Source organism: Candidatus Accumulibacter necessarius, assembly GCF_036625085.1.
On sequence record NZ_JAZKUM010000019.1, the window covers coordinates 1 to 26627 of the forward strand.

General features: G+C 62.8%; 24 protein-coding genes and 2 pseudogenes. 21 read left to right on the forward strand and 5 right to left on the reverse strand.

The genetic code is table 11. The annotated features are described in order from the left end of the window. Nucleotides 1-525 precede the first annotated feature (525 nt). Nucleotides 526-1347 (forward strand): annotated as a pseudogene (locus V5B44_RS26295) (IS1595 family transposase); the annotation flags it as partial. 109 nt (nt 1348-1456) lie between these two features. On the opposite strand, the gene V5B44_RS26300 reads toward V5B44_RS26295, so the two are convergent. From V5B44_RS26300 to V5B44_RS26310, 3 genes and pseudogenes are all read right to left on the reverse strand, one after another. Continuing rightward, on the reverse strand, nt 1457-3679 hold the full coding sequence (locus V5B44_RS26300) for a hypothetical protein (RefSeq protein WP_332361587.1): 2223 nt from the start codon (nt 3677-3679) through the stop codon (nt 1457-1459). A gap of 543 nt (nt 3680-4222) precedes the next feature. Then, nucleotides 4223-4531: an AlpA family phage regulatory protein gene (locus tag V5B44_RS26305; protein ID WP_332361450.1), complete on the reverse strand. Its 309-nt coding sequence runs from the start codon at nt 4529-4531 to the stop codon at nt 4223-4225. Between the two features lie 475 nt (nt 4532-5006). Next, nucleotides 5007-6229 (reverse strand): annotated as a pseudogene (locus tag V5B44_RS26310) (tyrosine-type recombinase/integrase); the annotation flags it as partial. A gap of 347 nt (nt 6230-6576) precedes the next feature. Here V5B44_RS26310 and V5B44_RS26315 point away from each other — a divergent pair. After that, entirely contained in the window at nt 6577-6816 is a 240-nt protein-coding gene (locus V5B44_RS26315; RefSeq protein ID WP_332362306.1) for a hypothetical protein, read from the forward strand. 36 nt (nt 6817-6852) lie between these two features. Here the strand turns inward: V5B44_RS26315 and V5B44_RS26320 are convergent, their stop codons facing one another. Next, the gene (locus tag V5B44_RS26320; protein ID WP_332337733.1) at nt 6853-6981 is read right to left on the reverse strand and encodes a hypothetical protein; all 129 of its coding nucleotides are present in this window, start codon (nt 6979-6981) and stop codon (nt 6853-6855) included. Between the two features lie 265 nt (nt 6982-7246). On the opposite strand from V5B44_RS26320, the gene V5B44_RS26325 reads away from it, so the two are divergent. Both V5B44_RS26325 and V5B44_RS26330 read left to right on the forward strand, forming a co-directional pair. After that, complete coding sequence (locus V5B44_RS26325; protein ID WP_332362308.1) at nt 7247-7933, forward strand: DUF1345 domain-containing protein; 687 nt, start codon at nt 7247-7249, stop codon at nt 7931-7933. 168 nt (nt 7934-8101) lie between these two features. Continuing rightward, complete coding sequence (locus V5B44_RS26330; RefSeq protein WP_287666926.1) at nt 8102-8509, forward strand: amine oxidase; 408 nt, start codon at nt 8102-8104, stop codon at nt 8507-8509. 120 nt (nt 8510-8629) lie between these two features. Here V5B44_RS26330 and V5B44_RS26335 read toward each other — a convergent pair whose 3' ends face one another. Continuing rightward, nucleotides 8630-8815: a hypothetical protein gene (locus V5B44_RS26335; RefSeq protein ID WP_332362310.1), complete on the reverse strand. Its 186-nt coding sequence runs from the start codon at nt 8813-8815 to the stop codon at nt 8630-8632. A gap of 154 nt (nt 8816-8969) precedes the next feature. Here V5B44_RS26335 and aroC point away from each other — a divergent pair, with 154 nt between their 5' ends. The 17 genes from aroC to V5B44_RS26420 all read left to right on the forward strand — a co-directional run. Beyond that, on the forward strand, nt 8970-10073 hold the full coding sequence (gene aroC, locus V5B44_RS26340; protein WP_332362312.1) for a chorismate synthase: 1104 nt from the start codon (nt 8970-8972) through the stop codon (nt 10071-10073). Between the two features lie 79 nt (nt 10074-10152). Then, nucleotides 10153-10404, forward strand: coding sequence for a YdcH family protein (locus tag V5B44_RS26345; RefSeq protein ID WP_287653778.1), 252 nt, complete (start codon nt 10153-10155; stop codon nt 10402-10404). A 47-nt stretch (nt 10405-10451) separates the two neighbouring features. Continuing rightward, the gene (locus V5B44_RS26350) at nt 10452-11639 is read left to right on the forward strand and encodes an MFS transporter (RefSeq protein WP_287653777.1); all 1188 of its coding nucleotides are present in this window, start codon (nt 10452-10454) and stop codon (nt 11637-11639) included. Between the two features lie 51 nt (nt 11640-11690). Then, nucleotides 11691-13097 (forward strand): 3-isopropylmalate dehydratase large subunit, encoded by a 1407-nt coding sequence (gene leuC, locus V5B44_RS26355; RefSeq protein WP_332337737.1) that lies wholly within the window; start codon nt 11691-11693, stop codon nt 13095-13097. Between the two features lie 15 nt (nt 13098-13112). Next, nucleotides 13113-13241 carry an entericidin A/B family lipoprotein gene (locus V5B44_RS26360; RefSeq protein ID WP_287653774.1) on the forward strand — a complete coding sequence of 43 codons (129 nt, stop codon included), beginning with the start codon at nt 13113-13115 and terminating at the stop codon, nt 13239-13241. A gap of 22 nt (nt 13242-13263) precedes the next feature. After that, on the forward strand, nt 13264-13902 hold the full coding sequence (gene leuD / locus V5B44_RS26365; RefSeq protein ID WP_287653773.1) for a 3-isopropylmalate dehydratase small subunit: 639 nt from the start codon (nt 13264-13266) through the stop codon (nt 13900-13902). 10 nt (nt 13903-13912) lie between these two features. Then, on the forward strand, nt 13913-14977 hold the full coding sequence (gene leuB, locus V5B44_RS26370) for a 3-isopropylmalate dehydrogenase (protein ID WP_332337738.1): 1065 nt from the start codon (nt 13913-13915) through the stop codon (nt 14975-14977). Between the two features lie 26 nt (nt 14978-15003). Then, nucleotides 15004-16134 (forward strand): aspartate-semialdehyde dehydrogenase, encoded by a 1131-nt coding sequence (gene asd / locus V5B44_RS26375; RefSeq protein WP_332337739.1) that lies wholly within the window; start codon nt 15004-15006, stop codon nt 16132-16134. A gap of 719 nt (nt 16135-16853) precedes the next feature. After that, nucleotides 16854-19358, forward strand: a complete 2505-nt coding sequence (locus V5B44_RS26380; RefSeq protein WP_434735536.1) for a FimV/HubP family polar landmark protein — start codon at nt 16854-16856, stop codon at nt 19356-19358. Between the two features lie 96 nt (nt 19359-19454). After that, nucleotides 19455-20051 (forward strand): hypothetical protein, encoded by a 597-nt coding sequence (locus V5B44_RS26385; RefSeq protein WP_287666911.1) that lies wholly within the window; start codon nt 19455-19457, stop codon nt 20049-20051. Nucleotides 20052-20054: 3 nt separating this feature from the next. After that, nucleotides 20055-20870, forward strand: coding sequence for a tRNA pseudouridine(38-40) synthase TruA (gene truA / locus V5B44_RS26390; protein WP_332362317.1), 816 nt, complete (start codon nt 20055-20057; stop codon nt 20868-20870). Further along, nucleotides 20870-21520, forward strand: a complete 651-nt coding sequence (locus V5B44_RS26395) for a phosphoribosylanthranilate isomerase (RefSeq protein WP_434735534.1) — start codon at nt 20870-20872, stop codon at nt 21518-21520. The genes truA and V5B44_RS26395 overlap by 1 nt, the downstream gene beginning before the upstream one ends. 148 nt (nt 21521-21668) lie before the next feature. Next, complete coding sequence (gene trpB / locus V5B44_RS26400; protein ID WP_434735535.1) at nt 21669-22874, forward strand: tryptophan synthase subunit beta; 1206 nt, start codon at nt 21669-21671, stop codon at nt 22872-22874. A gap of 2 nt (nt 22875-22876) precedes the next feature. After that, a complete protein-coding gene (gene trpA, locus V5B44_RS26405; protein WP_332362318.1) occupies nt 22877-23710 on the forward strand; it encodes a tryptophan synthase subunit alpha in 834 nt (277 codons plus the stop codon). Continuing rightward, nucleotides 23698-24570, forward strand: a complete 873-nt coding sequence (gene accD, locus V5B44_RS26410; protein WP_287653764.1) for an acetyl-CoA carboxylase, carboxyltransferase subunit beta — start codon at nt 23698-23700, stop codon at nt 24568-24570. Before trpA ends, accD begins: the two co-directional genes overlap by 13 nt. A gap of 10 nt (nt 24571-24580) precedes the next feature. Beyond that, nucleotides 24581-25903: a bifunctional tetrahydrofolate synthase/dihydrofolate synthase gene (folC, locus tag V5B44_RS26415; protein WP_332362320.1), complete on the forward strand. Its 1323-nt coding sequence runs from the start codon at nt 24581-24583 to the stop codon at nt 25901-25903. A 33-nt stretch (nt 25904-25936) separates the two neighbouring features. Next, the coding region (locus V5B44_RS26420; RefSeq protein ID WP_332362322.1) for a hypothetical protein at nt 25937-26627 on the forward strand (691 nt) is incomplete at its 3' end.

Here is a 26627-nt window from a genome sequence, read left to right on the forward strand (position 1 = left end):
AGTCGCCCATACGTGTCGGCTACCTAGACCTGGCTGTGCCGCAGCGCAGGCACACGTCGCAACGGGCCCGCGAGCTCTTGGTGACGATTCCCACCGACCGTCGGGCGAAATCACCACGGACCTCATCTGCACTACAGTTACCACACACCTGTCGCTGACGTGGCAATCGGCCGAGATCTGGAAATGCCCAAACTAGTTGCGTAGCCACCTCGCCCTCACGGGCATTGTAGCGCGGAACAGGCACGATTGGTGCGACGATGAATCAAGGAGCCACTGCGGTATTCACAACCCGCGTGGAACACGTAAGTAGTGCAGATCGCTAGACGCTTCCAAGACGGCCGCGTCTTGGCAATTGCTCATGGCCATTTGCCCATCACCAACCAGAAATTTCCGGCATTATGGAGCAACCACCCCTAATCTCTGAGGAGCCCCACGGCGGCGCCGAACTTTTTTCTGGCGGGCTCACTCTGTGAGCCCGTAGAGTCCTACACTGATCCTCATGACCCACCCCCATGAGCCGGCGCGATGAGTTTACATTTCCTGCTGAAAGCCGAAGCCCGTACCCTGTCCGTGGTTCAGGTCCTGGCCATGAGTGACGATGACGCTTTTGCCCTGTTCCGCCACCTGCGCTGGGGCGAAGGGAAGGAAGTGGTCTGCCCGCACTGCGGCATGGCGCACCGGCACTATTTCCGCCCGACCCGCAAGATTTGGCGCTGCGCGGGCTGCCAGGAAGATTTCTCCGTCACGTCCGGAACGATCTTCGCCTTCCACAAGCTGCCCCTGCGCCTGTACCTTGCGGCGGCGATCCTGTTTGCCAACGCCGTGAAGGGCATTTCTGCCCTGCAGGTGGGCCGCGACCTGGGCGTGTCCCACAAGACCGCCTACGTCCTCCTGCACAAGCTACGGGAGAGCCTGTTGGTGAGCCGGGACGAATCCGCCCTGCAGGGCGAGATTCACGTAGACGGGGCGTACGTTGGCGGGACGGTCCGGCCGGCGAACAAGAAGGAAGACCGGGTAGACCGGCGCTTGGCGGAGAATCAAGACCCGGACAAGCGCTGCATCCTGGTGATGCGCGAGGCCTACACCGAGGCGGAGGTCGAGGCCGGCAACGCCGGGGCCAGGAAGACGCTGACCTTCATCCTGAACAACGAGAACCAGGCCGACATCGGCAAGCTGGCGCCGGTCTACCTCGCCAAGGGTTCCGTGATCTGTGCCGACGAAGCGGACGCCTACGACCGGCTCCCTGCCAAGTACGCGGTCCGCCGGGTGAACCACGGCAAGGCGTACCGCGCCGATGATGGCACGACCAACAACCTGGCGGAATCGTATTTCTCCCGCTTCCGCCGACCGCGGCTCGTTCTCCCGCCGCCTGGATCGCCCCGGACGACGACAGCGCGAGAGTCACGCCATCCGCCGCCGGTGCTTTGAGGATCTCGGCCGTTGTCATATCTCGACCTCACCAACGCGAGAGAGGAATTGACACTTTTGGTTGTTGGCTGGAAAAAGCCGCCGAACCCGAAGAACCCGATACGATCCGCCAAACTTTGGCGTTCCCGCCCGCCGACTTGTCGGGGAGGATTCGCCGATTATCGACAAAACGGCCTTCATGGCGTTTGATCCACCAGCCGAGACGACTCCGATTGATAGCGCCGCCGCGATCTTCCGCGATTTCGCGGATCACGCTCGATAACTCGCCGGCCTTGTCAAAATCTGCACGCGCCACCAGATCACGCACGCCAGCCGCGGCCGCCCCGAGTGCATCCGTCCATTCTTTTATCAGGCGCCCGAGTAGTTCCGCGTCGGGGTCGTCACTCATCTGAGCGAACAAGGTCGTTGCCGGGTCGGGCAAGCCAAGCCAGATGAGCGAATGCCGGCAGTAGCCAGACCAATCGCTGAAACTGGCGATAGGGGAGATGTCGGATTCCGGCCGGCCGGCCAGAGCCCATGCTTTGACGATCGTCAGCACGTCGGACACGTGCCTGCCGCGATTGGCGCGAACCTCCCGCAGCAAGTTGGGGCGCTTGAAACGGCGCTCCGCCGGGGTTGCGCACAGCGGGTCAATGTTGATCGTCAGCACGCGCCGACACATATCCTTGATCGGCCCGACGTTGTTACCGCTGGACAGGAACAGCGTCCGGGTGCTGACCGTCGCATCCTTGGACGCGCATAGGATTCGGCCGCCGATGCTCTCCTCAGTGATGGCCGTTTTCAGCTTGTCGAACGGCAGCAGGTCCGTGTTCAGGTCGTCAAACTCGATCACGGCCGGGGATTTGAGCAGGAGCGCGAGCAGCAGCTTGCCGCACTCCTCTTCCGAATCCGGAAATGATACAGGCGATGGCGGGGCGGGCGTTGCCAGCGCCGTAGCAAGCTTGCACAGAAACGACTTGCCGCTGGCCTGCACTGGCGCCCGGACGTGGAACATGGGCGCGTGCGGCAGCGATGGCCGTATCGCCGCCGTCAGCAGCATGGCGAGCGCCGCTGCCTTGTCACACTCTGCGGCAAAGGAAAATTCATTGAGCAGATCGGACAAACGGCCCAGCGCCGCCGCGGCATCTTCTTTGCCGGGACTGTCGGGGATGCTGAACTGCCGCGCATCGAAGACGCCAAACATTGCGCTATCTGTGTCGTAGCCTGCGGTCGATACGATATGCCCGCTGGACCGCATGTAGGGCTGTCGGGCGATGCCGGACAATGGGGGCATGTGCGCATAGGTCTGGGCATAGAACAGCACAATGCAGTGCCGCTCTGGCGGGTCGCACGCTACCCACTCATCAGACCGCTTATCGAATCTCAGCCACACGGCCGCGCAGGAAAGGGCGCGCGTCATCGCCGGTTTGCTGGTCGGTATGATCTGGCTTTCTCCCGTCGCCGGGTCTGTGGATATGCTGGCGATCAGCCCGCCACGCTGGTAATACTTGCCGCTCTTTGCAAGCTCTTGCTCGGCTCGATCAACAATGCGATGCAGCTCGCCGCCGGACACCTTGATGGTCGGCTTCATTTTCGCCGAGACGACGTCAACGCTGAGGAATTCAAGCAGCGCCCCGATCTTGAACTTTGGCCCGTGCGAATGGCAGCAGTGGTATCCGCCACGGGGGTACAGGTCGTCGGGCTCGAAATACACCGCGCCGGTGTCTAGCGCGTCGGTGTGCTCATGAACCCATGGGCACGTGATGTCGTGCTTTGCGCCGCCGAGAGGCATTTTGTACATGCCGCGCTTTTTCAGTTCTGCAATGACCGGATTTGCCGCCGGGGCAGCCAGATACACATCATCGTTATCGTCCGCGGTTTCTGCCGGGGCTGAACGGACCGCTGCGCTTTTGCGCTGGCGTTTCGGCCGGCCGGCCGGGGCGAGCTCGATTTCCAACCCTTCGACAATCGCTTCCACTGAGTAGCGAAGATCGGGGCGCCACTCCACCAGGCGACACTGAAACGGACCTTCATACTTGCCGTTGATCGCTATCGGCAGCCGTGCAAGTCTGGCCGTGGGACCATTCGCCCCAGGATCGCACAGCCCGCCGGTGATGATGGCATTCATCAGCCGATCAGCCGCCGCCGCGTCGAGTACCGGCCCGTCAAGAATGAAACCTACTTGATGATTGCCAGGACTTGTTTCGATAGACCAACTCGGGGCCATGCTCACGCGATCAGCCGGAATCTTGTTTCCGATGTCGTCAAGCATTATGCAGTGCAGACCCGCGAAATTGGTCTTTTTCCGACGAACTACCCCATCATCGCCGGGATAGTGGCTGGACACGCAGAAATAATTGTTTGCAGTCGCCGGTGTCTCGATCTTCCCGAATGGCGCGCAATTTCCCCACTGCTTTGAGGTAGCGGGGTTGCCCAAGAATGATGTGACGGTCGCGGCCGCGCCATCCGGCAGCGCATGAAACACGGCGGCCATGAAGGCTCCGTTATCGGGTTCTTCGGCTTTGTCGCCTTTTTCTGGCGAACAACCAGAAGTGTCAATTTCGCTGTTGTCGTCTATGGCCGGGGTGAATTCAAGGGGAGCGTTCATAGCCGCCCTCCTTGGATCAGAGCGAGCAGCGCCGCGGCCATTGGTGCGGACAAACTGACGACGCAGGAAGCCGTCGTCGAGATACTGAGGAACCATCCCTTCAGCGGGTCAGTTGCGGTAGAATTGCGGCTAGAGAATGCAGTGCTTGAAGCCGCCCGGTTAGCCTCCGGAGCGGCTTTTTCGTTGGTCGTCATGGTTAGCCTCCGATTAACCCGCAAGGGATTTTCGAAGCTCGCCGACGTTCCAAGCTGTGATGCGTTGGGAGAGTTTTCGGGGCGCGGGCAGGTCGCCGCGCTTTACCATGCGCCAGATCGTTGCGGACGAACACGCTTTCAGCCCCCGGACTACCGGCAGTCGAACGCTGGCCGAATCAGGAAGGAGATCAAAATCTTTGAGAGCGTCGGGAAGGCCGACTTCTTTTCGCCGAAGATGCGCCGAATCAGAATTGGGAAAACTCGCCTCGACGCCTTCGGCGATTTTTTTGCGAGAAACGAGTTCGGGTGATGACGAATTCATGATGAATCCTTAATAAATTGCGCCAATGCGGCGCGAGTATGGTCCGGTCAAGTCTGTGCATGGTGAAGAAACCTCTCTCCGATTTTTATGCCATAACGCAATTGGTGCGTCCCCATTTGCCCCGTGAATTAGTTGCTGTACCTCCTTGTTAAAGTTGTGAAATCCGCGCCTCTATGAGTTCCTAGAACACGGTGTGAGGCTATTATACGGTCCGACCCCCGACGTTATGCGCAGCTGCATCGGAAATTGCTCCGGACTAAAGCCGCTGCCGTCACACGCCGGGAAAATCTGTCGGCCGCTTGCCTGAAATGGACTGCGCACTGTTACGGCTTGATATGTCTTGAGACAATCGAGACTATGCGAAAAGCCGCTTTGTAATTATTTTGTAACGAAGTGTCGTGATTTTGTGACAGGGAGCGATTACTGTTTGCGACAAGCCCCAGCACCGCAAAAAGATTCGATCAGCCCGCACCTTGCCATCGCTCGGGGCCTTCGCGCAGAACTGCGCCCAGTCGCCCATGAGCCTGCGCCGCTTCTCGATCAGATCGCCGCGCCGGTAAGCCGCCTCGACCTTGTTGGTGATGGTGTGCGCCAGTGCCATTTCCACAACCTCAGACGGGTACGCCGTTTGCTCTGCGGCCCAGTCTCTGAACGTCGAACGGAATCCGTGCGCAGTCAGATCGCCGCGGCCCATGCGCCGCAGTACAGCGGTCAGGCTCATGTCGGACAGCGGCCGGCCTTCCCGTGCGCCGGGGAATACCAGACGCCCTCGCGTGGCAGCGCCCGCAGGATGGCCAGCGCCGCGTCTGAAAGCGGTACGGTGTGCTCGTTCTTCGCCTTCATGCGCTCGCCGGGGACTGTCCATAACGCGGCCTCCATGTCGATCTCTGCCCAGGTCGCGCCGCGGACCTCGCCCGACCTCGCCGCCGTCAGGATGGCGAATTCCAGCGCCCGCGCGCCCATACCGGGCATCTTGGCCAGATCAGCCATGAATGCGCCAAGCTCTCGATAGGGAAGCGCCGCATGGTGTTCGACCTTGGCAATCTTCGACGGCATGGCGAGCAGGTTTTGCAAGTGGCCTTTCCATCGCGCCGGATTCTCGCCGGCCCGGTAGCCCGCGGTCGTCGCCCAGGACAGCACGCTTTCAATGCGGCCCCGCAGCCGGCTGCCGTCTCTGTCTTCTCCGACCAGATCGGCTGCAGACCTTCAGCACATGCCCGACCTCGATCTGCGCTACGTCCAAGCCGCCGATGACTGGCCCGGCGTAACTGGTCAAGGTGTTGCGCCACTGCTGCCGATGCTTGGGATTGCTCCACGACTCGTTGTGCGCGTCGAGATAGGCGTCGACGCACTGGCTGAACGTCATCGCCTTGCGAGCTTCGCCGCCAGTGCAGCGCGCGCTTCCCGACGCTGGCCAATGGGGTCTTCTCCGTTGTCGATCTGTTCGCGCATGTCGCGTGCGCGCCGACGTGCATCTGCCAGAGTCACATCAGGAAAGCCGCCCAGGCCCATGTCGCGCCGCTTGCCGGCAATCGAGCAGCGCAGTATCCAACTCCGTGCGCCAGTCACCTTGACGAGCAGCGCCAGGCCCGCGACCTCGCCGACGAAGTGCATGCCCGGCGTAGTGAGTCGCTGCACCTCGATTGGCGACAGCGCTTTGACTTTTCGCCGACCACGTTTCCGGACCTCGGGCGCCATGTCGCCATGCGCCTCGCTTGATCCCATACGTGCTAGATTGCCGTTCCATCATGAGTCCCATCAAAAAAGATGAGCTTGTATGTTCCGTCCATGATACGGTGTGAGTCAAGCGATATGCCTGTAAGCCTTGCAAATAAAGGGTTCATGACATTGCATGATACGGTGTGAGTATGCCAAATGGCGGACACCGCTTCCGCCAATTGAAACAAGCCTTGCACTATTTTAGCGGCATCCGGAACGGGGCAGAGTGCTTGGTGAATGGTGGATGCACCGAATTCAACTGTGGCAACAAGCCAGCAAGAATAGCGGCGGTAAGCAGAAGGTAAGCACAACAGCGTAAGCAGCATATGGCGGATAAAGACTCAATTACCCGAATGAAGCAGGAGCGTGGCAAGCTGTTTGCAGCCGTTCTGAATGGCCTGTTAAGACGTATGGCATTCACCCCCCTCTCCATCATGGTCCATTCGTTTGCGTTCAAACCACTCCAGGTTCGTTCGCAGATGCTCGTCGCTGCCGACGGCAAGGGCCTGGCGTTCGAGCAGATCACTGGCGACAAGCTGCAGTTTGCCTGGCGGGATCTCCTCTAACGAGCGTGGCCCACGCGTGTGCAACCGGATCTGAGATTAGCCGTTAACACTCAGGATCGAGCGTGCCGGTTCGGTCATGGCCGCTTCGTTGTCGCAGAGCACTCGCCCCTGGCGAATGGCGTCGGTGAGCGCCAGGTCGAGGGCACTCCTGATCTCGTGGTCCATGCGCCTGATGTCGCAACCGTGCAGATAGACATCCTAGAACAATAATATGGAACGGTGGCTGCTCGACGACCAGGTTGTGCGTCTCCGGTCGGATACCACTGCGGCTACCGCCAGTAGGAAGGCATTTGCTCCCGCGGCCTGCGCTACCTTCCCGGCAAGACGTCTGGCGGTCGGTGTCTACCAGCGCAGCGCTGCCCCGATGACGGCCTTGCCCTGGACCTCCCCGTGTAATTCCGATGGGCGTTTTCCGGGGTAAGATACGCGCATGGCGGACATTCCTGTGCAATCCCCGCGCCCCAGGCTGGTGCGCGTGCTCATGGCGCGGCCCCGGCTGCTCATCTGTGCATTGATCGGGGTGATGACGGCATTTCTTCTTCCGCGTTCGCTGGCGCTGCCCGGCAACACGCGCGCGATCATCGGCTGGAACGTCGGGGCGTGTCTCTACCTGCTGCTCGCGGTGTGGATGATGTTCCGATCGACCCACGAAAGAATCCGGGCACGGGCGTTGCAGCAGGACGAAGGGCGAATCGTGGTCCTCGCGTTGGTCGTCGCAGCGGCGATCGTGGGGCTCGTGGCGATCGTCGTCGAGCTCGGGGTAGCGCAGAACACGCACGAGACACTGCGTCTTGCCCATGTCGGCCTGGCGGCGTTGACCATCGTGTCCTGCTGGGCGTTCACGCAGGTGATGTTCGCGTTGCATTACGCGCATGATTTTTACGCTGCGCAGGCGCGGGGCAATCCCGGCGGCCTCGACTTTCCAGGCGGTCATGCGCCGGAATACGGAGACTTTCTCTATTTCTCCTGTGTGATCGGCACTTCCGGTCAAACCGCCGATGTCAGCCTGAGCAGCCGCTCAATGCGCCGAACCGGACTGGTACACTGCGTCCTGGCTTTCTTCTTCAACACCACGATCCTGGCGTTGACGATCAACATCGCTTCCGGCCTGCTCTGAACGTACGCACCCTTGCTTTCGCGATCAACGCGGCGGTCACAGAGCGATACATCGCCTTACACTTGTCCTGACATCCCTTGCGTAGACGACGGCGTTATTCGGCACAAGGCGCTGCAATAACGCAGTGTCCGAAACCAAATCAATCAAGACTGCCCAAGGAGATTCAAAATGACGAAGACTGTGATCGCTCTGGTTGTTGCCGCTGGCTTTGCTTCCGCTGCTTTTGCCCAGGGAAATACGCCCGCTGTTCCGACGACCTCCGTCGCCCCGGCGACCAAGGTGACGGCCCCGGCGGCTGCCGACAAGAAGGTGGAAGCACCGAAAGCCATCGAGACGGTGAAGGCCGACGCAGCCCACCCGACGACCGCAGCTGCCACCAAGACCGACGTCAAGGCTGAAGCCAGGACCGAAGTCAAGGGAGAAAAGCAGGCGCACCAGGCACACCCGGTGAAGCATGTTGCCAAGCCCGCGAAGACCGACAGCAAGCCTGAAGCCAAAGCTGAAACCAAGCCGGAGGTCAAGGCCGAGGTCAAGACGGAAGCCAAGCCCATCGCTGCGGTTGCCGTGGTCAAATAAACCGCCCTTCCGGATGCCGGAAACCCTCAGGTTTTTCCCTGGGGGTTTTTTGTTTCAGGTTGGCGGCAGAGCACCATCGCCCGCCGCGCAGGCCCGGTCGGGCGACCGAAAGTCCTCGCGTCAGCGTCCGCCGCCGCTGCCACCCTTGTCCCAGCCATAGCGGGTGGTGCGCTGCCAGCGTGTTTGCGCCTGGCGCAGCGCATTGTCGACCGCCGCCGGGCGCTGCGGGGCGACGGATTTCGGGGCGGGGGTGGATGGCTTGCCGGGGCGTGTCGGATTGCGGGTCATCTGGCGAGCCTCGATCAACGAATGTTCTGCACCGCCAGCGCACTGCCTGGTGCGCCCGCTGGTGTCCGGTCTACGGCCCTGGACGCGCCGATGTCCTGACCCGTGCCGTGCGCCGGGGGGCGCGCAGGGCTGTGGTAGACTTTGCAGCCATCTTAACATTCCAGAGGCGACCATGTCCGGCAACACCATCGGCACCCTGTTTGCCGTGACTTCGTTTGGTGAATCACACGGACCGGCGATTGGCTGCGTGGTCGATGGCTGTCCGCCCGGCCTGGCGATCAGTGCTGCGGACATCCAGTGGGAACTCGACCGCCGCAAGCCGGGGACCTCGCGGCACGTAACGCAACGGCGCGAACCCGACGCAGTCGAGATCCTGTCCGGCGTTTTCGAGGGCCGCACGACGGGCGCGCCGATCGCCCTGTTGATCCGCAATCAGGATCAGCGCAGCAAGGACTACGGCAATCTTGCCGAGACTTTTCGGCCCGGACACGCCGATTACGTCTATACCCGCAAGTACGGCTTTCGTGACCATCGCGGCGGCGGCCGCTCCTCGGCGCGTGAAACGGCGGTGCGTGTGGCGGCCGGGGCGATCGCCCGCAAGTGGCTGGCCGAGCGCTTTGGGATCAGAATCCAAGGATGGATGAGCCAGCTCGGGCCGATCGAGATTCCCTTCGTAAACGCGGCCGAGATCGACGGCAATCCTTTTTTCGCCCCGAACGCGGCGATCGTGCCGCAACTGGAGGAGTACATGGACCGTCTGCGCAAGTCCGGCGATTCGGTGGGTGCGAAGATCACGGTGACGGCCAACGGCGTGCCGGCGGGCTGGGGCGAGCCGGTCTATGGTCGTCTCGATGCCGAGATCGCCTATGCAATGATGGGCATCAACGCCGTCAAGGGCGTCGAAATCGGGGCCGGCTTTGCCTGCGTTGCCCAGAAGGGCAGTGAGCATGGTGACGAGATGACGCCGCAGGGTTTCCTCAGCAACCATGCCGGGGGCGTGCTCGGCGGCATCTCCAGTGGCCAGGAAGTGATCGTGAACCTGGCCATCAAGCCGACTTCGAGCATCCGCCTGCAGCGCCGCACGGTGACGCTCGACGGACAGGCTGCAATGGTCGAAACGCACGGTCGACACGACCCCTGCGTGGGCATCCGTGCGACGCCGATCGCCGAGGCGATGCTGGCCCTGGTGTTGATCGACCAAGCCTTGCGACATCGTGCCCAGTGCGCCGATGTGTCGAGCAACACCCCACCCATTCCGGGTAGGGTGGCGGGATGACGGGTGGCCTTGCCAATGGTTATAATCGCGCGGTCCGGTCGCGCATAGGGCGGGCCGGGATTTGCCAGAGGCCACGATCATGCAAGTTGAGCATCACGATCTTCACCATGAGTTCCCTGAATACCTCGATTTCATTCACGCACTGCAAGCGTCGAGCGAGCAGTTCGGCCACTTGTATGATCAATACCAGAACCTGACCAGGGAAGTCGAACGTCTCGAGGAGGAAGACCTGCCGGTCGACGACTTCACGATCGAAAACATGAAGAAACATCGGGTGTGGCTGAAAGACCAGATGTACCGGATGCTGGTGGCGCAGAAGAGCGGCGGCTGAGCCGTTCGTCACCCGGCGGGGTCGGGTGCATCCGGTAGAATTGCCGGATGCACGCTCTGCCCTACTGGCGCCTCTCCGGGTACTACTTCTTCTATTTCGCCTTCATCGGCGCGTTTTCACCGTATTTCGGGCTTTATCTCCAGTCCTTGTCGTTTTCGGCCTGGGATATCGGTCTGTTGATGTCGCAGATGCAGTTGATGCGGCTGTTCGCCCCTTATCTGTGGGGTGTACTCGCCGATCGACTGGCGCAGCGGGTGGCTGTCGTCCGTCTGGCGGGCCTGCTCAGCCTGCTGGGTTTCTCGACATTTTTCGTCGTCAGCGGCTTCGTACCGATGCTGATGGCCATGGCCCTCCTGGCTTTCTTCTGGAGCGCTGCGTTGCCGCTGGTCGAAACCCTGACCTTCGACCATCTGCGCGCGGAACCGGCGCGTTACAGCCGTATCCGGCTGTGGGGTTCGATCGGTTTCATCGCCGCGGTGATGGGTACCGGCGCGCTGCTCGACCGCGTGCCCCTGCCGGGTTTGTTGTGGGTGATCGTCGGCACGCTGGGCGGTATCCTGGTCTACGCTTGGGCGGTTCCCGAGGCGCTGCCGTCGGAGTCGGCCGAGGCGCATCTGCCGGTGGCCACGATCATCCGTCAAGCGCGCGTCAGGGCACTGTTCGCCGCGTGTTTTGCGATGTCGGCGGCGCACGGCGCCTTGTACGTCTTCTACTCGATCCACCTTTCCGATCATCACTACAGCAAGTTTCTGGTCGGTTGCCTGTGGTCGCTCGGCGTCGTCGCCGAGATCGTGGTGTTCTTCTTCATGGCCGGGTTGTTACGCCGGTTTGGTTTGCGTACCCTGCTGCTGGTCAGCTTTTCCGCTGCCGTGCTGCGCTTCCTGCTGATCGCCTGGGGCGCCGATTGGCTGTCGGTGATGATCTTCGCGCAGTTGTTGCACGGGCTGACCTTTGGCGCTTATCACGCCGCCGCCATCGCCGCCGTCAACCGCTGGTTCCCTGGTCATTGCCAGGCGCGCGGGCAGGCCTTGTATTCGAGCCTGTCGTTCGGCGCCGGCGGCCTGGTCGGCGGCCTGCTCAGCGGCTGGACATGGGATGCCTGGGGCGCGGCCCCGACCTATGCCATCAGTTCGGCCTTTGCGCTGGTGGGACTCGTTGTCGTCGCCACGTGGGTGAAGAAGGCTGACCTGGACGCATGCGCTGGCGCTGACAGTGTTGATCGCGGTGTGACATAATCCAGCCGTTCATGTTGCCCACCGGGGGCGAACCTCGCAGGATATTCATCGATGTCGCAGACCTTGTACGAGAAGCTTTGGCAGGACCATGTCGTCCATCAGCAAGCGGATGGGACCGCACTGATCTACATCGACCGCCATCTGGTGCACGAAGTGACCAGCCCGCAGGCCTTCGAAGGTCTCAAGCTGGCTGGCCGCAAGCCTTGGCGGGTGTCCTCGATCGTCGCCACGGCCGACCACAACACACCCACCGACCATTGGGACCGGGGTATCGAGGACCCGGTGTCGCGTCTGCAGGTCGAGACGCTCGATGCCAATATCCGTGAAGTCGGTGCGCTGGCCTACTTCCCGTTCCGGGACCCGCGCCAGGGCATCGTGCATGTCGTCGGCCCGGAAAGCGGTGCGACGCTGCCGGGCATGACGGTCGTCTGTGGGGACTCGCATACCAGTACGCACGGCGCTTTCGCCTGCATGGCGCACGGCATCGGCACGTCCGAGGTCGAACACGTGCTGGCCACGCAGTGCCTGCTGCAGAAGCGGTCGAAGACGATGCTTCTGCAGGTCGATGGGGTGCTCGGCAAAGGCGTGACGGCGAAGGACGTGGCGCTGGCCATCATCGGCCGCATCGGTACTGCCGGTGGCACGGGTTATGCCATCGAGTTTGCCGGCAGCGCGATTCGCGGCTTGTCGATGGAGGGGCGGATGACGCTCTGCAACATGGCCATCGAAGCGGGCGCCCGCCTTGGTCTGGTGGCCGTCGATGAGGTGACGATCGACTACCTGCGCGGTCGTCCGTTCGCTCCGCAGGGCGAGCAGTGGGAGCGTGCCGTCGTGGCCTGGCGCCGGCTGCACAGCGATCCCGACGCCCACTTTGATTGCGTCGTCGAACTGTCGGCGGCGGACATCAGGCCACAGGTGACCTGGGGTACGTCGCCGGAGATGGTGGTGCCGGTCGATGCCTGTGTCCCCGACCCGGCCAGTGAGCCGGATCCGACGCGGCGCGAAGGCATGCAGCGTGCCCTGAGCTACATGGGGCTGCGCCCGAACCTGCCGATTCGGGAGATCTGGCTCGACAAGATCTTCATCGGTTCGTGCACCAACTCGCGGATCGAGGATCTGCGAGCTGCCGCCGGGATTGTCAGGGGCCGGAAGGTGGCCGGCAGCATCCGGCAGGCCCTGGTCGTTCCGGGCTCGGGGCTGGTCAAGCAGCAGGCCGAAAGCGAGGGACTGGACCAGGTTTTCATCGCTGCCGGCTTCGAGTGGCGCGAGCCGGGCTGTTCGATGTGTCTGGCGATGAATGCCGACCGCCTCGAACCCGGAGAGCGTTGTGCCGCGACCTCGAATCGTAATTTTGAAGGGCGACAGGGGGCCGGCGGACGGACTCACCTCGTCAGCCCTGAAATGGCTGCCGCCGCGGCGATCGCCGGGCACTTCTGCGATGTCGGCGAGTGGCTCTAGGGGGCAGGAGAGGACATGAAGCAAGCGACGTGGATGCTGATGCTGGTTCTGGCGGCGCTGTCGCTGCCGGCGTGCAATACCATGCACGGCCTGGGCAAGGATATCCAGAAGGGTGGCCAGGCCATCGAGAGGGCGGCCAGCTGAAGCGGCCCTGACAAGGAGGAGTATGGACAAGTTCGTTCGCCTTGAGGGACTCGTGGCGCCGCTCGACCGGGCCAACGTGGATACCGACGCGATCATTCCCAAGCAGTTTCTGAAGTCGATCAAGCGTTCGGGCTTTGGCCCCAACCTGTTCGACGAATGGCGCTATCTCGATGTCGGCGAACCCGGACAGGACAACTCGCGGCGGCCACTCAATCCGGACTTCGTGCTCAACCAGCCACGCTATCAGGGCGCGCAGATTCTCCTGGCGCGCAAGAACTTCGGCTGCGGCAGTTCGCGCGAACACGCCCCCTGGGCCTTGCTCGACTTCGGTTTTCGCGCGGTGCTCGCCGAGAGTTTCGCCGACATCTTCTTCAACAACTGCTTCAAGAACGGTGTCCTGCCGATCGTCCTGCCGGCCACCGAGATCGATGCGCTGTTTGCGCTGGTCGGGGCGACGCCGGGTTATCGGCTGCTGATCGATCTCGAGCGGCAGCAGGTCATTCGCCCCGATGGCCGGGCCTTGCCGTTTGCCGTCGATGCTTTCCGAAAGGAATGCCTGCTCAACGGTTGGGACGATATCGGTCTGACCCTGCGCCATGCTGAACTGATCAAGGCCTTTGAAGACCGGCGGCGCATCGAGCAGCCCTGGTTGTTTGCCTGAGGGAGCGAAAATGAAGATCTGCATTCTTCCCGGCGACGGTATCGGCCCGGAAATCATGGCCGAAGCGGTGCGCGTGCTGCAGGCGCTCGACCTGCGCTGTGAGCTGGAAGAAGCGCTGCTCGGCGGCTGCGCGGTCGATGCTACCGGTGAGCCTTACCCGGAGGCCACGCAGCGCCTCGCCAAGGCCGCCGACGCGGTCCTGCTCGGTGCTGTCGGGGGCCCGCAGTGGGACAACCTGCCACGCGCGCAGCGTCCCGAGCGTGGTCTGCTCGGCATTCGCCAGCAACTTGGCCTGTTTGCCAATCTGCGCCCGGCGATCCTTTATTCCGAACTGGCCAATGCTTCGACGCTCAAACCGGAAGTGGTGGCCGGGCTCGACATCCTGATCGTCCGCGAACTGACCGGGGATATCTATTTCGGCCAGCCGCGCGGTATTGAAATGCGCACGGTCGATGGTCACCAGGAGCGCTTCGGCTTCAACACCATGCACTACAGCGAAAGCGAGATTCGCCGTATTGTGCGCGTTGCTTTCGCAGCGGCCCGCAAGCGCAAACGGAAGCTGTGCTCGGTCGACAAGATGAATGTGCTCGAGACGACCCAGCTGTGGCGCGACGTGGCCAACGAAACGGCCGCCGAATATCCGGATGTCGAACTCAGCCACATGTTGGTCGACAATGCAGCGATGCAACTGGTGCGCAATCCGAAGCAGTTCGACGTGCTGGTCACCGGCAACCTGTTCGGAGACATCCTGTCTGACGAAGCGGCGATGCTCACCGGATCGATCGGCATGTTGCCGTCGGCCTCGCTGGATGCCGACAACAAGGGTCTGTACGAGCCTTGTCACGGTTCCGCTCCGGACATTGCTGGTCATGGGCTGGCCAATCCGCTGGCCACGATCCTTTCAGTGGCGATGATGTTGCGCTACACGTTTGCGCAGGAGGATGCCGCCTTGCGCATCGAGAGCGCCGTCAGGAAAGTGCTGGCACTGGGCTATCGGACGGCCGACATCTACGAGCCTGGGACGCAGAAGCTGGGTACCCGCGCAATGGGTGACGCAGTGCTGGCGGCACTTTGAATCGGGTTAAGGAAAAAGGTAAGAACATGATGAAGCTTGGTCTGGTAGGTTGGCGGGGCATGGTGGGCTCGGTGCTGATGCAGCGGATGGTCGAAGAGGGTGATTTCGAGCACGTCGAGCCGCTCTATTTTTCGACCTCGGCAGTCGGCGGCAAGGCGCCGCTGCTGGCTGGCAAGGAGGCCGCGCCGCTGCAGGACGCGATGTCGATCGAGGCCCTGAGCCGGATGGATATCGTCATCACCTGTCAGGGCGGCGACTATACCAAGGAGGTCTTCCCCCGCCTGCGTGCCGCCGGCTGGCGAGGACACTGGATCGACGCCGCTTCGACCCTGCGCATGCACGACGACGCCGTGATCATCCTCGACCCGGTGAACCTTGAGGTCATCAGGGATGCGCTGGCCAGAGGCGGCCGCAACTGGATCGGCGGCAACTGCACGGTTTCGCTGATGCTGATGGGGCTTGGCGGCCTGTTCCGGCACGACCTGGTCGAATGGATCAGCGCCATGACCTATCAGGCCGCTTCGGGAGCCGGGGCTCAGAACATGCGTGAACTGCTGCAGCAGATGGGTGTGCTGCACGACGCGGTGAGGGCTGAACTGGCCGAACCGGCTTCGGCGATCCTCGAGATCGATCGCAAGGTTGCCGAAAGCATGCGTTCAGCGGCCTTTCCGACCACCAATTTCCGCAACACGGCGCTGGCCGGAAGCGTCATTCCCTGGATCGATGCCGAGGTCGAGGGCGGTCAGTCCAAGGAGGAGTGGAAGGGCGGTGCCGAGTGCAACAAGATTCTCGGTCTGCCCGCGTTTCGCACTCCCGGGAGCATCCCGGTCGATGGCCTGTGCGTGCGTGTCGGCGCGATGCGCTGCCATTCGCAGGGCCTGACCATCAAGCTCAGGCGGGACGTTCCTCTGGCCGACCTTGAGGACATTATCGCGCAGGCCAACCCCTGGGTGAAAGTAGTGCCGAATCGACGCGAGGCCAGCGAGCGCGAACTGACGCCGGCGGCCGTCACCGGCACTCTCTCGGTCCCGGTGGGCCGTTTGCACAAGCTGGCGATGGGGTCGGAGTACCTCGGTGCGTTCACTGTCGGTGACCAACTCCTGTGGGGGGCGGCCGAACCGCTACGCCGGATGCTTCGGATTCTGATCGATAACTGATTGATGGAGAAAAACCAGGCTTGCGCGTCCGGTTTCCGGGGTGCAGCCGGCTGCCGCTACCGCCGCATGTTTAGCTTGCATGGCTAACTTCATGATGTTATTTTAATAATCCCGATTTCGACGCTCAAGGTGGCGCCGTGGCCAAGAAAACAAATCTCACAGCAAGCAATCTCAGACTGCGGACCTCGGTATTGGCGGTGGCGTCGGCACTGACGCTCACGGCTTTGCCTGTGGCTACCGAGGCTGCCGGGCTCGGCAAGGTGAACGTCTTTTCGGCGCTGGGACAGCCCTTGCGCGCGGAACTGGAAGTCTTTGCGACCCGCGAAGAGCTTGCCGGGATGAAAGCCCAGCTTGCTTCGCAGGACGCCTTCAAACAAGCGGGTGTGGACTTCGCGCCGTCCTTGTCGGGGATCACGCTGGCCGTCGATAAGCGCCCGAATGGTCAGGCGATCATCAGGTTGACCTCGACCAAGCCGATCAACGATCCGTTCGTCGATCTACTGCTTGAACTCAACTGGCCAACCGGCCGCTTGATTCGTGAATACACTTTCCTGCTTGATCCACCCGAGTTCACCAGCAAGGCGACAGCGGCTTCGGCGCCGGCCATCGCCCGGCCAGTGGCCGTAGCGCGACAGACCGTCGACACGCGCCCGCTGGAGGACAAGCCGGCCAGGCCCGCGCCCTACCGTGGCCGGACCAGCGAATCGGTGCAGAAACCCATGGATGGGGGGAGTACCTACGAGGTCAGGCGCGGCGAAACACTGGGCAAGATTGCCAGCGAACTGCGGCCTGATGGGGTGTCTCTCGACCAGATGCTGCTGGCCCTGTTTCGGGCGAATCAGGACGCCTTCGACCACGGCAACATCAATCGCCTGAAAGCGGGCAAGATTCTTTCGGTTCCGGACAAAGCGGCTCTCGAGTCGATTCCGCGGGAAGAAGCGAAGACGGTGATTGCCGCCCAGTCATCGGACTGGGGAGCCTACCGTCGGAAGCTCGCCGGTGTGGCTGGCGATTTGCCGAGCCGGGAGGAGGTGCCACGGCAGCAGGCTGCCGGCAGGATCACCACCAGGGTGGAAGACCGGGCAGGCCCGTCCAGCGAACCCAAGGATCAACTCAAGGTATCGAAAACCGACCTTGCCGGCGTCAAACCATTGCCCGCATCGAGGCGAACCGACGAGGACCTGATCGCCAAGGAAAAGGCGCTCAAGGATGCCAATGAGCGTCTGGCGAGCCTTGAGCGGAACGTGGCCGAACTGCAGCGACTGGTTGAACTCAAGAGCCAGACGCTGGCCGACCTGGAGAGACAGGCCGCTGGCAAGACCACGCCTCCCGTCGAAGCCAGGAAAATGCCGGAAGAGCCACGACCGGCAAACCTTGCCGCCGCCCCTTTGCCGGCGCCGACGGCCAGTGCCGTGCCTGCCCCGGTCAAGGCAGAACCTCCTCCCGCTGCCGCCGCAGGGGTGACCGTCGCCAAGCCTGCCGACCAGCAGCTGACCGATGGCAAGCCGGCGGAAGCGCTGGTTAAGCCCGAGGAAGTCAAGCCTGAAGTCAAGGTCGAGGTGGCGCCGCCTGCGCCACCACCACCACCGCAGCCGGCCGAACAGCCAAAGCCCAAGCCGGTGGTGGTCACGCCGCCGGAAGAGCCGGGTTTCATCGAAGACGTGCTGGGAAGTACGGCCTTCCTGGCCGGAGGCGGAGCCATCGCGGCCCTGCTCGCTGCCTACTGGCTGGCCAAGCGTCGTCGTCCGAGCAACGCCGAGGTGCCGTTGGGTGCGACCAGTACCCTTTCGCCCCTCAGCGAGGCCATGGTCGCCAAGTCGGTCTTCAACAGCGCCGGCGGCCAGAGTGTGGATACCTCCGACTCGATGGTCCAGACCGACTTCAGCCAGGCGGGTCCGGGCAGCATTGACACCGATGAGGTCGATCCCGTTGCCGAAGCCGATGTCTATATGGCGTACGGCCGCGATGCGCAGGCAGAAGAGATCCTTCTTGAGGCCAGGCAGAAGGATCCACGGCGTTACGCCATTCATCTGAAGTTGCTAGAGATTTACCTCAATCGACAGGATCTCAAGCCGTTCTCCAAACTGGCCACGGAACTTCACGATGCCACCGGCGGAGTCGGCGCCGAATGGGAGAAGGCGGTGGCCATGGGCCTCCAGCTTGACCCGAGCAATCCACTCTACGGTGCCGCCGCACAGACCCAGCCAGCACCTCGCGATGCCGCGCTGGCGGGCGCCGCCGCGGCAGCGTTCGCCTTGCAGGATACGCTCGTCAAGCCTCCCGCCAAGCCGCCGGAGGTCCCGGTACTGGTGGATGTACCGCCGGTGCAGACCGCGGTGGCCTGGAGCCCGGCTGAAGAAGCCAAGCTGCAACCTTCCGATCTTGCCGATCTGGACTTCGATCTCGGCAGCAGCGAACCGGCGCCGCGACCGCCAGCCCAGGTTGACGACGGCTACCTGGAAACGACGCTCTCGTTTCCGAACACCGTCGAAGGTGATGCCCTGGACTTTGATCTGGCTGATACCACGTCGATACCGGCGGTAGTGGAAGCGCCTGGCCCGCAACTGGTGGAAGACGCCACCTCACTCGCAGTCACCATGCTGGTTGGGGCCGACTCCTTGCCGAGTGCTCCGGAGCCCGGAGTAGGACTCGATTTCGAGTTCGACCTTGGACAGGAGGTGCCTGGCGAGTCGAACTGGGGGGTAACGACGCTTACGCGCGCCGAAACCGATGAGGAGGTACTCGACATCGGTTCGCCGAATGCGGAGGCTCTGGATGAGGCGCTGGAGTTTGATGTCCGGTTGACCGAGTCGACGGTCCTCGGCGAGGCGATGCAGCATCCAGCCTTTGACATGTCGTCGATCAGCCTGGATCTGGCTGAGCCTGATGTCGAGGATCGTGCGGAGGCGTCAACTCCGAATATTTCCCCGGAGTTTTCCTTCGAGGCCGACCAGGAGGACACCCTGGTCAACCCGAACTTTTCGGTGCAACAGTCGCAAACCGAGCCGAGCTCGGTGTTCGACTTCGCCACGGCTGCCGACGCCGGGACGGAGTCCCTGATCAGTGCCGGCGAAGAGGTGGCCACCAAGATGGACCTGGCGAGGGCGTATCAGGAAATGGGCGACATCGAAGGCGCTCGCGAACTCTTGCAGGAGGTCGCCAACGAGGGGGACACGGCGCAACGAGAAGCTGCGCGAGCCCTCCTTGCCGGATTGCGCGACTGATCCGCGCGCTTGGGATCGATCACCGAACCGGCCGCGTGCTTCCGTGCCTGCGGTCCGTTCCAGTGCAGATCCCGGGCGCTCACCGAAAACGCCACCTTGCACCCGACCACCTGCCTAGTCGCCTGGCTCCTGAGTTTGGTGGCCGTACAGGGCCTGCAGGGCAGCCTGTTGGCGGCGGCCTTTCTGGTACCGCCGCTGTTCGGTCGTCTGGCTTTGCAACGTGCCATCCGGCTTGCCTGGGGAGCGCGTTGGCTGTTCCTGTCCCTGTTCGTCATTCTTGCCTGGGGTCGAGCTGGCGAGCCCGTCTGGGGCGGTGCCATGGCGCCCAGTGCCGAGGGTTTGAGCGAGGCCTTGACGCAAGTCGGGCGCTTGTTGCTGGTATTGATGGCGGTAGCGGTGCTACGCCAGCGGCTGTCCGTGCCGGAATTCCTGACTGCCGCGCATCGTCTGCTGTGGCCGCTGCGGCGCTGCGGCGTCGATACCGATCGCGGGATTGTTCGGGTACTGCTGGTCCTGCAGTACCTTGAGACGACACCGCGGCCGCGCGACTGGCGGCGGTTGCTCGACGTGCCCGAAGTCAGCAGCAGCGAGGTGTTCGAGTTGCGCGATCGCCACTTTCCTGGACGCGATTATTTGATCATCGGTTTGCTGCTGGTCAGCGTCGTGCTGCTCTACGGCCATGCACAGGCGTGAGCGATGAGACTTGCCCTGGCGGTAGAGTATGACGGCAGCAGCTTTCGTGGCTGGCAGCAACAACCGGGCGGTGGTACCGTCCAGGATGCGTTGCAGGACGCCTTGCGGCAGTTCGCCGGAGTGCCGGTAACGGTGGTCTGCGCCGGCCGAACCGATGCCGGCGTGCATGCGTTGGGGCAGGTAGTGCATCTCGATACCCAGTTGGAGCGCTCGATGTTTGCCTGGGTGCGCGGCGCCAACACTTTCCTGCCGGCAGCAGTGGCCGTGCGCTGGGCACAGATCGTGGCGGATGACTTCCACGCACGTGCGTCGGCGTACTCGCGGCACTATCGCTATCTGTTGATCAACCGTGCGCACCGGACAGGGGCCTGGCACGGCAAGGCCGGTTGGTACCATCATCCTCTGGATGTTGCGGCGATGCAGGCGGCGGCGGACCTGTTGCTCGGTGAGCGCGATTTTTCCGCCTTTCGCGCCGCCGAGTGTCAGGCCATATCGCCGGTGAAGATCATGCGCCGAGCCGAGGTCCGCCGTTTTGACGATCTCGTCGTCTTTGATTTCGAGGCCTCGGCCTTCCTTCACCACATGGTGCGTAATCTCGTCGGCAGCCTTGTTGCCGTCGGTCAAGGGAAGCATTCCCCGGAATGGATCGCCGAGTTGCTGGCCTGTGGTGATCGACGCCTGGCGGCACCGACCTTTGCGGCTGCCGGACTGTACCTCGCCGCGGTGCGCTATCAGCCGCACTGGGGGTTACCCCACACCGCTGCAACTTTGTTCTTACCCGGCGCTTTCGATTCCTGCGTAACAGGCCGGGCTGGGTGATGGCGCCACGCATCAAGATCTGTGGATTGACTCGCGTCGAGGATGTGCAGCAAGCCGTGCACGCCGGGGCGGATGCCATTGGCCTGGTATTCTACCCACCGAGTCCGCGTTACGTCGATCTGCCGACGGCGGTTCGGTTGGCGCGTGCCGTGCCGCCCTTTGTCAGCATTGTCGGTCTCTTCGTCAATGCCGATCCGCTCACCGTGCGGGCGACTCTCGCTGCGGTGCCGATTCACCTGCTGCAACTGCATGGTGATGAAGACGAGGCCTATTGCCGGCAGTTCGACCGACCTTACATCAAGGCCGCGCGCGTCAGGCCGGGAATGGATTTGCTACAATACGCGGCTGCCTTTCCTGGTGCGCAGGCGATCCTTCTCGATGCCTTCGTTGACGGCTACGGTGGCGGCGGCAGGGTATTCGACTGGTCACTGGTGCCCCCTGCGCTGGGCAGGCCGTTGATTCTGTCCGGTGGACTGGATGCGGAGAACGTGGCTGCGGCGGTGTGCCGGTTGCGGCCCGAGGCAGTGGATGTCTCGTCAGGGGTTGAGGCGAGCAAAGGCATCAAGGATGTCGGGAAGATGCGTGCCTTTGTGGCGGCAGTGCGTGCGGCTGGGTCGATGAGCGGCGACGGCCGCGAGATGAAGTCTTGACGGAATGGCAGATGCGCAGGAAGACTGGTGGGCGGACACGGACGTGCTGGCGCCGCTACGTGGCTAAACATACCTGAAGCGACGACTGAGGGTTTTCCCCGGACGCTGTTCCAGCGTCCTGTCGCAACACGTCGCAAGGAGATTGTTGATGGCCATGCATGCCCATGACTTACCCGATGCCAGCGGCCATTTTGGCCCCTACGGTGGCATCTTCGTGGCGGAAACGCTGATTACTGCGCTCGCCGAGCTCAACGAAGCATACGCCGTCGCGCGGCACGACCCGCAGTTCGTCGCCGAATTCGAGTACGAACTTAAATACTATGTCGGTCGGCCCAGTCCGGTCTATCACGCCAGGCGCTGGTCTGAGCTCCTCGGCGGTGCGCAGATTTACCTGAAGCGTGAAGACCTGAACCATACCGGCGCGCACAAGATCAACAATTGCATCGGCCAGGCGCTGCTGGCGCGACGGATGGGCAAGCCGCGCGTCATCGCCGAAACCGGTGCCGGCCAGCACGGCGTCGCCACGGCCACCGTTGCCGCACGCTATGGCATGACTTGCGTGGTCTACATGGGCGCCGAAGACATCCGGCGGCAGGCGGCCAATGTTTACCGCATGAAGCTGCTCGGAGCCAGCGTGGTGCCGGTCAACAGCGGTTCCAGGACGCTCAAGGATGCCTTGAACGAAGCCATGCGCGACTGGGTGACGAACGTCTCCGACACCTTCTACATCATCGGCACCGTCGCTGGTCCACATCCTTACCCGATGATGGTGCGCGATTTTCAATCGGTCATCGGCCGCGAGTCGATTGCCCAGATGCACGAACACTGCGCTCGTCAGCCCGACGCGGTGATTGCCTGCGTGGGTGGCGGTTCCAATGCGATGGGGATTTTTCATCCCTACCTGCCGTTCGAGGGTGTGCGTCTGATCGGTGTCGAGGCGGCTGGTGAAGGCCTCACCACCGGACGTCACGCCGCTTCATTGACGGCTGGTCGTCCGGGTGTGCTGCACGGCAACAGGACCTACCTGTTGCAGGACGAAAATGGTCAGATTATCGAGACGCACTCGATCTCGGCCGGGCTCGATTATCCGGGTGTCGGCCCGGAGCATGCGTGGCTCAAGGACAGTGGTCGGGCCGAGTATGTCAGTGTCAGCGATGTCGAGGCGCTGCAGGCTTTTCACGACCTGTGCCGGCTCGAAGGCATCATCCCGGCACTGGAGTCTAGCCATGCCCTGGCCTACGCCGGTAAGCTGGCGCCGACCCTGGGCAAGGACAGGATTCTGCTGGTCAACCTCTCCGGTCGGGGTGACAAGGATATGCATACCGTGGCCGAAAAATCGGGCATCAAATTCTGACCATGAAAAGAATCCAGGCTGTATTCGCGCGTTTGCAGGCGCAGGGGCGCAAGGCGCTGATCCCGTTCATCACCGCCGGTGACCCCGATCCGGCGTTGACCGTGCCCTTGCTGCAGACCCTGGTCCGCGCCGGTGCCGACATCATCGAACTGGGCGTTCCGTTCTCCGATCCGATGGCCGACGGCCCCACCATTCAACGCGCCTCCGAGCGCGCGTTGGCGAAAGGTGTCAGTCTCCGTCAGGTGCTCGGGTTGGTGCGCGACTTCCGAGCTGCAGACCAGGAGACACCGATTGTACTCATGGGTTACGCCAACCCGATCGAAGCGATGGGCGTCGAGGCCTTTGCGGCTGCCGCCGGCGCTGCCGGTGCCGATGGCGTTCTGGTGGTCGATTATCCCCCCGAGGAAGGGATCGATTTTGCGCATACGCTGCGGCGCCATGGACTCGCTCCGATCTTCCTGTTGGCGCCGACGTCCAGCGCGGCGCGAATTGCACAGGTCGGAGCGCTTGCCGGCGGCTACATCTATTATGTATCGCTGAAGGGGGTTACCGGATCGGCCGCGCTCGACGTCGCCGCGGTTGCCGCCCGCATCCCGGACATCCGGGCCCGTACCGGCGTGCCCGTAGGTGTCGGCTTCGGCATCCGCGATGCGGCGACCGCCGCCGCGGTGGCGAAAATTGCCGACGCGGTGGTTGTCGGCAGCCGGATCATCGAGGAAATTGAGCAATCGGTACCGGCGCAGGCGTGTGCGAACGTGCTCGCCCTGGTGGCGGAGATTCGTCGCGGAATGGACGCGGCAACGAGTACGTCAGGAGGAACGACATGGGCTGGCTGAACAAACTGCTGCCGCCGAAAATCAAGCGCAATGACAACGGTATTGCGCGCCGGTCTTCACTGCCCGAAGGCCTGTGGAGCAAGTGCGTGGCCTGCGAGGCGGTGCTCTACGCGACCGACCTGGCGAGCAACTGCAACGTCTGCCCCAAGTGCGGTCACCACAAGCGCCTGGACGCGCGCGCCCGGATCGAACTGCTGCTCGATGCCGAGGGGCGCAGCGAGATCGCCTCCGAGGTGTTGCCGGTCGATTCCTTGTCGTTCAAGGACAGCCGCCGTTATCCGGAGCGCCTGCAGGACGCTACCGCGGCGACCGGCGAGACCGAAGCGCTGGTGGCGATGCGTGGCGCGATCAAGACCCTGCCGGTGGTTCTCGCCGTATTCGAGTTCGACTTCATGGGTGGGTCGATGGGCTCGGTGCTGGGTGAGCGTTTCGTGCGTGCCGTGCAGGCGGCGGTCGACGATGCCGTGCCTTTCATCTGCGTGACTGCCTCTGGCGGAGCGCGCATGCAGGAAGGACTGTTTTCGCTGATGCAGATGGCCAAGACGACGGCGATCCTGACTCGCCTTTCGCAAGCCCGGCTGCCTTTCATTTCGATCCTCAGCGATCCGACGATGGGGGGTGTATCGGCGTCGTTCGCCTTCATTGGCGACGTGGTGATTGCCGAACCGGGGGCGCTGATCGGTTTTGCGGGTCCGCGGGTCATCGAACAGACGGTTCGCGAGACTTTACCGGAGGGTTTCCAGCGCTCGGAATTCCTGCTGGAGAAGGGCGCCATCGACATGATCGTCGATCGGCGCGAAATGAAGGAACGGGTTGCAGCGGTGCTGGCCATGCTGCAGAAGCGGCCGGCACTGCAGTGAGGCGCGGGCGTTGAGCGGCACCGAGGGCGAGTCTGCGTCGCTCTCGCCGGCTGCGTCCCTGTCGGGCTGGCTGGCCCACCTCGAAAGCCTGCATCCGCGCGGGCAGGGAGGGATCGAACTGGGGCTGGAACGTGTCCTTCGCGTCAAGGACGAGTTGCGCCAGCACCCGGAATGTCCGGTGATCACCGTCGGCGGCACCAACGGCAAAGGGTCGACCTGTGCCTACCTAGAAGCCATCTACAGCCTTGCCGGTTTTCGGGTCGGCTGTTATACCTCGCCGCATCTGCTCGATTACAACGAGCGTGTGCGCATCGACCGGCGGCCGATAAGCGACGATGCGCTGTGCGAAGCTTTTGGCAAGGTCGAGGCAGCGAGGCAGGCGGCCGGACAGGTGCCGCTGACCTATTTCGAGTTCGGTACACTTGCAACCATGGAGGCTTTCCGCAGCCAGGCCCTGGAGGTGCTGATTCTCGAAGTGGGGCTGGGGGGACGCCTGGATGCGGTCAATGCCTACGCGTCCGATTGCGCCGTGGTGACCGGCATTGCGCTCGACCACACGGACTGGCTGGGAGCGACCCGCATGTCGATCGGTTTCGAGAAGGCCGGGATTTTCCGCGCAGGCAAACCGGCCGTGTGTGCCGACCCCGACCCGCCCCAATCACTCCTTGCACAGGCCGCGGCCATCGGTGCCGACCTGCACTTGCTGGGCCGTGATTTCGGATATTTCGGCGATCGTCTGCAATGGACCTTCTGGGGGCGTGCAGGACTGCGACGCGGCGGCTTGGCAAACCCAGGACTGCGGGGTGCGTGCCAGTTGCGCAATGCCGCCGCTGCGCTTGCCGTCATCGATGTGCTTCGGCAGCGACTGCCGGTTTCGATGCAGGCGACCCGACTCGGGCTGATCGATCCGCACTTGCCGGGGCGATTTCAGGTCCTGCCGGGGCAACCGGCAATCGTCTTCGACGTGGCGCACAACCCGCAGGCGGTGACTGGGTTGGCCGAGAACCTGGCCGACATGGGTTTCTTCGCCAGGACCATCGCCGTCGTCGGCATGCTCGCCGACAAGGATATCGCCGGTTCGCTGGCGCCGCTGGCCGGCAAGGTTGCCCTGTGGCTGCTCGCCGACCTCGACGTGCCGCGTGGCGCTTCGTCTTCGCTGCTGGCAGCCGCCATCAAAGCCGCAGATCTTGGCGGTGAGGTCGAATGTCTTGCTTCACCGGTTCGAGCATTCGAGCGTTCTGCCGAACTGGCTGGGGAAAATGATAGAATTGTCGTCTTTGGATCGTTCTACACGGTCGCGGCCGTCATGCGCAGCATGCAAAGTGGTCGTTAGACACCAGCGAGACGAGTGGACTCCACGCTACCGATGACTGAAACATCAGATCCGCAACTGCAACTGAAAAAACGGGCTCGTCGCCGCCTCGTCGGCGCAGTCGCGTTTGCCGGACTGGCCGCCGTAGTTCTGCCGATGGTGATGGACGAGGAGCCCAAACAGCAGGTGCAGGATGTCCAGATTCGCATTCCCGGACAGGACCAGGTGCCGTTCAAGCCCAAGGAACTCGCTGCCAAGGCGACATCTGCGACGTCGGAGGCGGCGGTGAAGAGCGTGCCGGATGGCCAGCAGCCGAACGGTGCAGCCGGTGGCGACGCCCCGCCGAAGGTCGCCGCGCCGGCAGCCAAGGTGGCCGCTGTCGCTGTACCCAAGGCAGGTGACAAGCCTGCAGAAAAGAAGGTCGCCAAGCCGGCGGAGATTCCGCCTGAAAAGGCCGCCGAGAAGAAGGTTGTCAAGCCGGTGGAAAAAGTGCCCGAGAAAGCGGCCGAAAAGAAGTCCACCAAGCTGCCTGAGACACTGCCCGAGAGGTCCGTGGATAAGAAGACGGCAAAACCGCCGGAGGCGTTGCCGGAGAAGGTGGTCAAGAAAGAGGTCGGCAAGCCCGTGGACAGGGTGCCGGAGAAACCGCTCGACAAGAAGGTTGAAAAGCCGGCTGAAAAGGCCGTCGAGAAGGCAGCAGAGAAGGCGCCGGTGAAGAAAGTCGACAAGCCCGCTGAGAAGTCGT

What these genes read in the sequence shown, in the direction of transcription:
- V5B44_RS26300 (WP_332361587.1), bottom strand. Translation starts at nt 3,679, where the DNA reads ATGCTTGACGACATCGGAAACAAGATTCCGGCTGATCGCGTGAGCATG.
- V5B44_RS26305 (WP_332361450.1), bottom strand. Translation starts at nt 4,531, where the DNA reads ATGAATTCGTCATCACCCGAACTCGTTTCTCGCAAAAAAATCGCCGAA.
- V5B44_RS26315 (WP_332362306.1), top strand. Translation starts at nt 6,577, where the DNA reads ATGGCGGATAAAGACTCAATTACCCGAATGAAGCAGGAGCGTGGCAAG.
- V5B44_RS26320 (WP_332337733.1), bottom strand. Translation starts at nt 6,981, where the DNA reads ATGGACCACGAGATCAGGAGTGCCCTCGACCTGGCGCTCACCGACGCC.
- V5B44_RS26325 (WP_332362308.1), top strand. Translation starts at nt 7,247, where the DNA reads ATGGCGGACATTCCTGTGCAATCCCCGCGCCCCAGGCTGGTGCGCGTG.
- V5B44_RS26330 (WP_287666926.1), top strand. Translation starts at nt 8,102, where the DNA reads ATGACGAAGACTGTGATCGCTCTGGTTGTTGCCGCTGGCTTTGCTTCC.
- aroC (WP_332362312.1), top strand. Translation starts at nt 8,970, where the DNA reads ATGTCCGGCAACACCATCGGCACCCTGTTTGCCGTGACTTCGTTTGGT.
- V5B44_RS26345 (WP_287653778.1), top strand. Translation starts at nt 10,153, where the DNA reads ATGCAAGTTGAGCATCACGATCTTCACCATGAGTTCCCTGAATACCTC.
- V5B44_RS26350 (WP_287653777.1), top strand. Translation starts at nt 10,452, where the DNA reads ATGCACGCTCTGCCCTACTGGCGCCTCTCCGGGTACTACTTCTTCTAT.
- leuC (WP_332337737.1), top strand. Translation starts at nt 11,691, where the DNA reads ATGTCGCAGACCTTGTACGAGAAGCTTTGGCAGGACCATGTCGTCCAT.
- V5B44_RS26360 (WP_287653774.1), top strand. Translation starts at nt 13,113, where the DNA reads ATGAAGCAAGCGACGTGGATGCTGATGCTGGTTCTGGCGGCGCTGTCG.
- leuD (WP_287653773.1), top strand. Translation starts at nt 13,264, where the DNA reads ATGGACAAGTTCGTTCGCCTTGAGGGACTCGTGGCGCCGCTCGACCGG.
- leuB (WP_332337738.1), top strand. Translation starts at nt 13,913, where the DNA reads ATGAAGATCTGCATTCTTCCCGGCGACGGTATCGGCCCGGAAATCATG.
- asd (WP_332337739.1), top strand. Translation starts at nt 15,004, where the DNA reads ATGATGAAGCTTGGTCTGGTAGGTTGGCGGGGCATGGTGGGCTCGGTG.
- V5B44_RS26380 (WP_434735536.1), top strand. Translation starts at nt 16,854, where the DNA reads ATGGATGGGGGGAGTACCTACGAGGTCAGGCGCGGCGAAACACTGGGC.
- truA (WP_332362317.1), top strand. Translation starts at nt 20,055, where the DNA reads ATGAGACTTGCCCTGGCGGTAGAGTATGACGGCAGCAGCTTTCGTGGC.
- V5B44_RS26395 (WP_434735534.1), top strand. Translation starts at nt 20,870, where the DNA reads ATGGCGCCACGCATCAAGATCTGTGGATTGACTCGCGTCGAGGATGTG.
- trpB (WP_434735535.1), top strand. Translation starts at nt 21,669, where the DNA reads ATGGCCATGCATGCCCATGACTTACCCGATGCCAGCGGCCATTTTGGC.
- trpA (WP_332362318.1), top strand. Translation starts at nt 22,877, where the DNA reads ATGAAAAGAATCCAGGCTGTATTCGCGCGTTTGCAGGCGCAGGGGCGC.
- accD (WP_287653764.1), top strand. Translation starts at nt 23,698, where the DNA reads ATGGGCTGGCTGAACAAACTGCTGCCGCCGAAAATCAAGCGCAATGAC.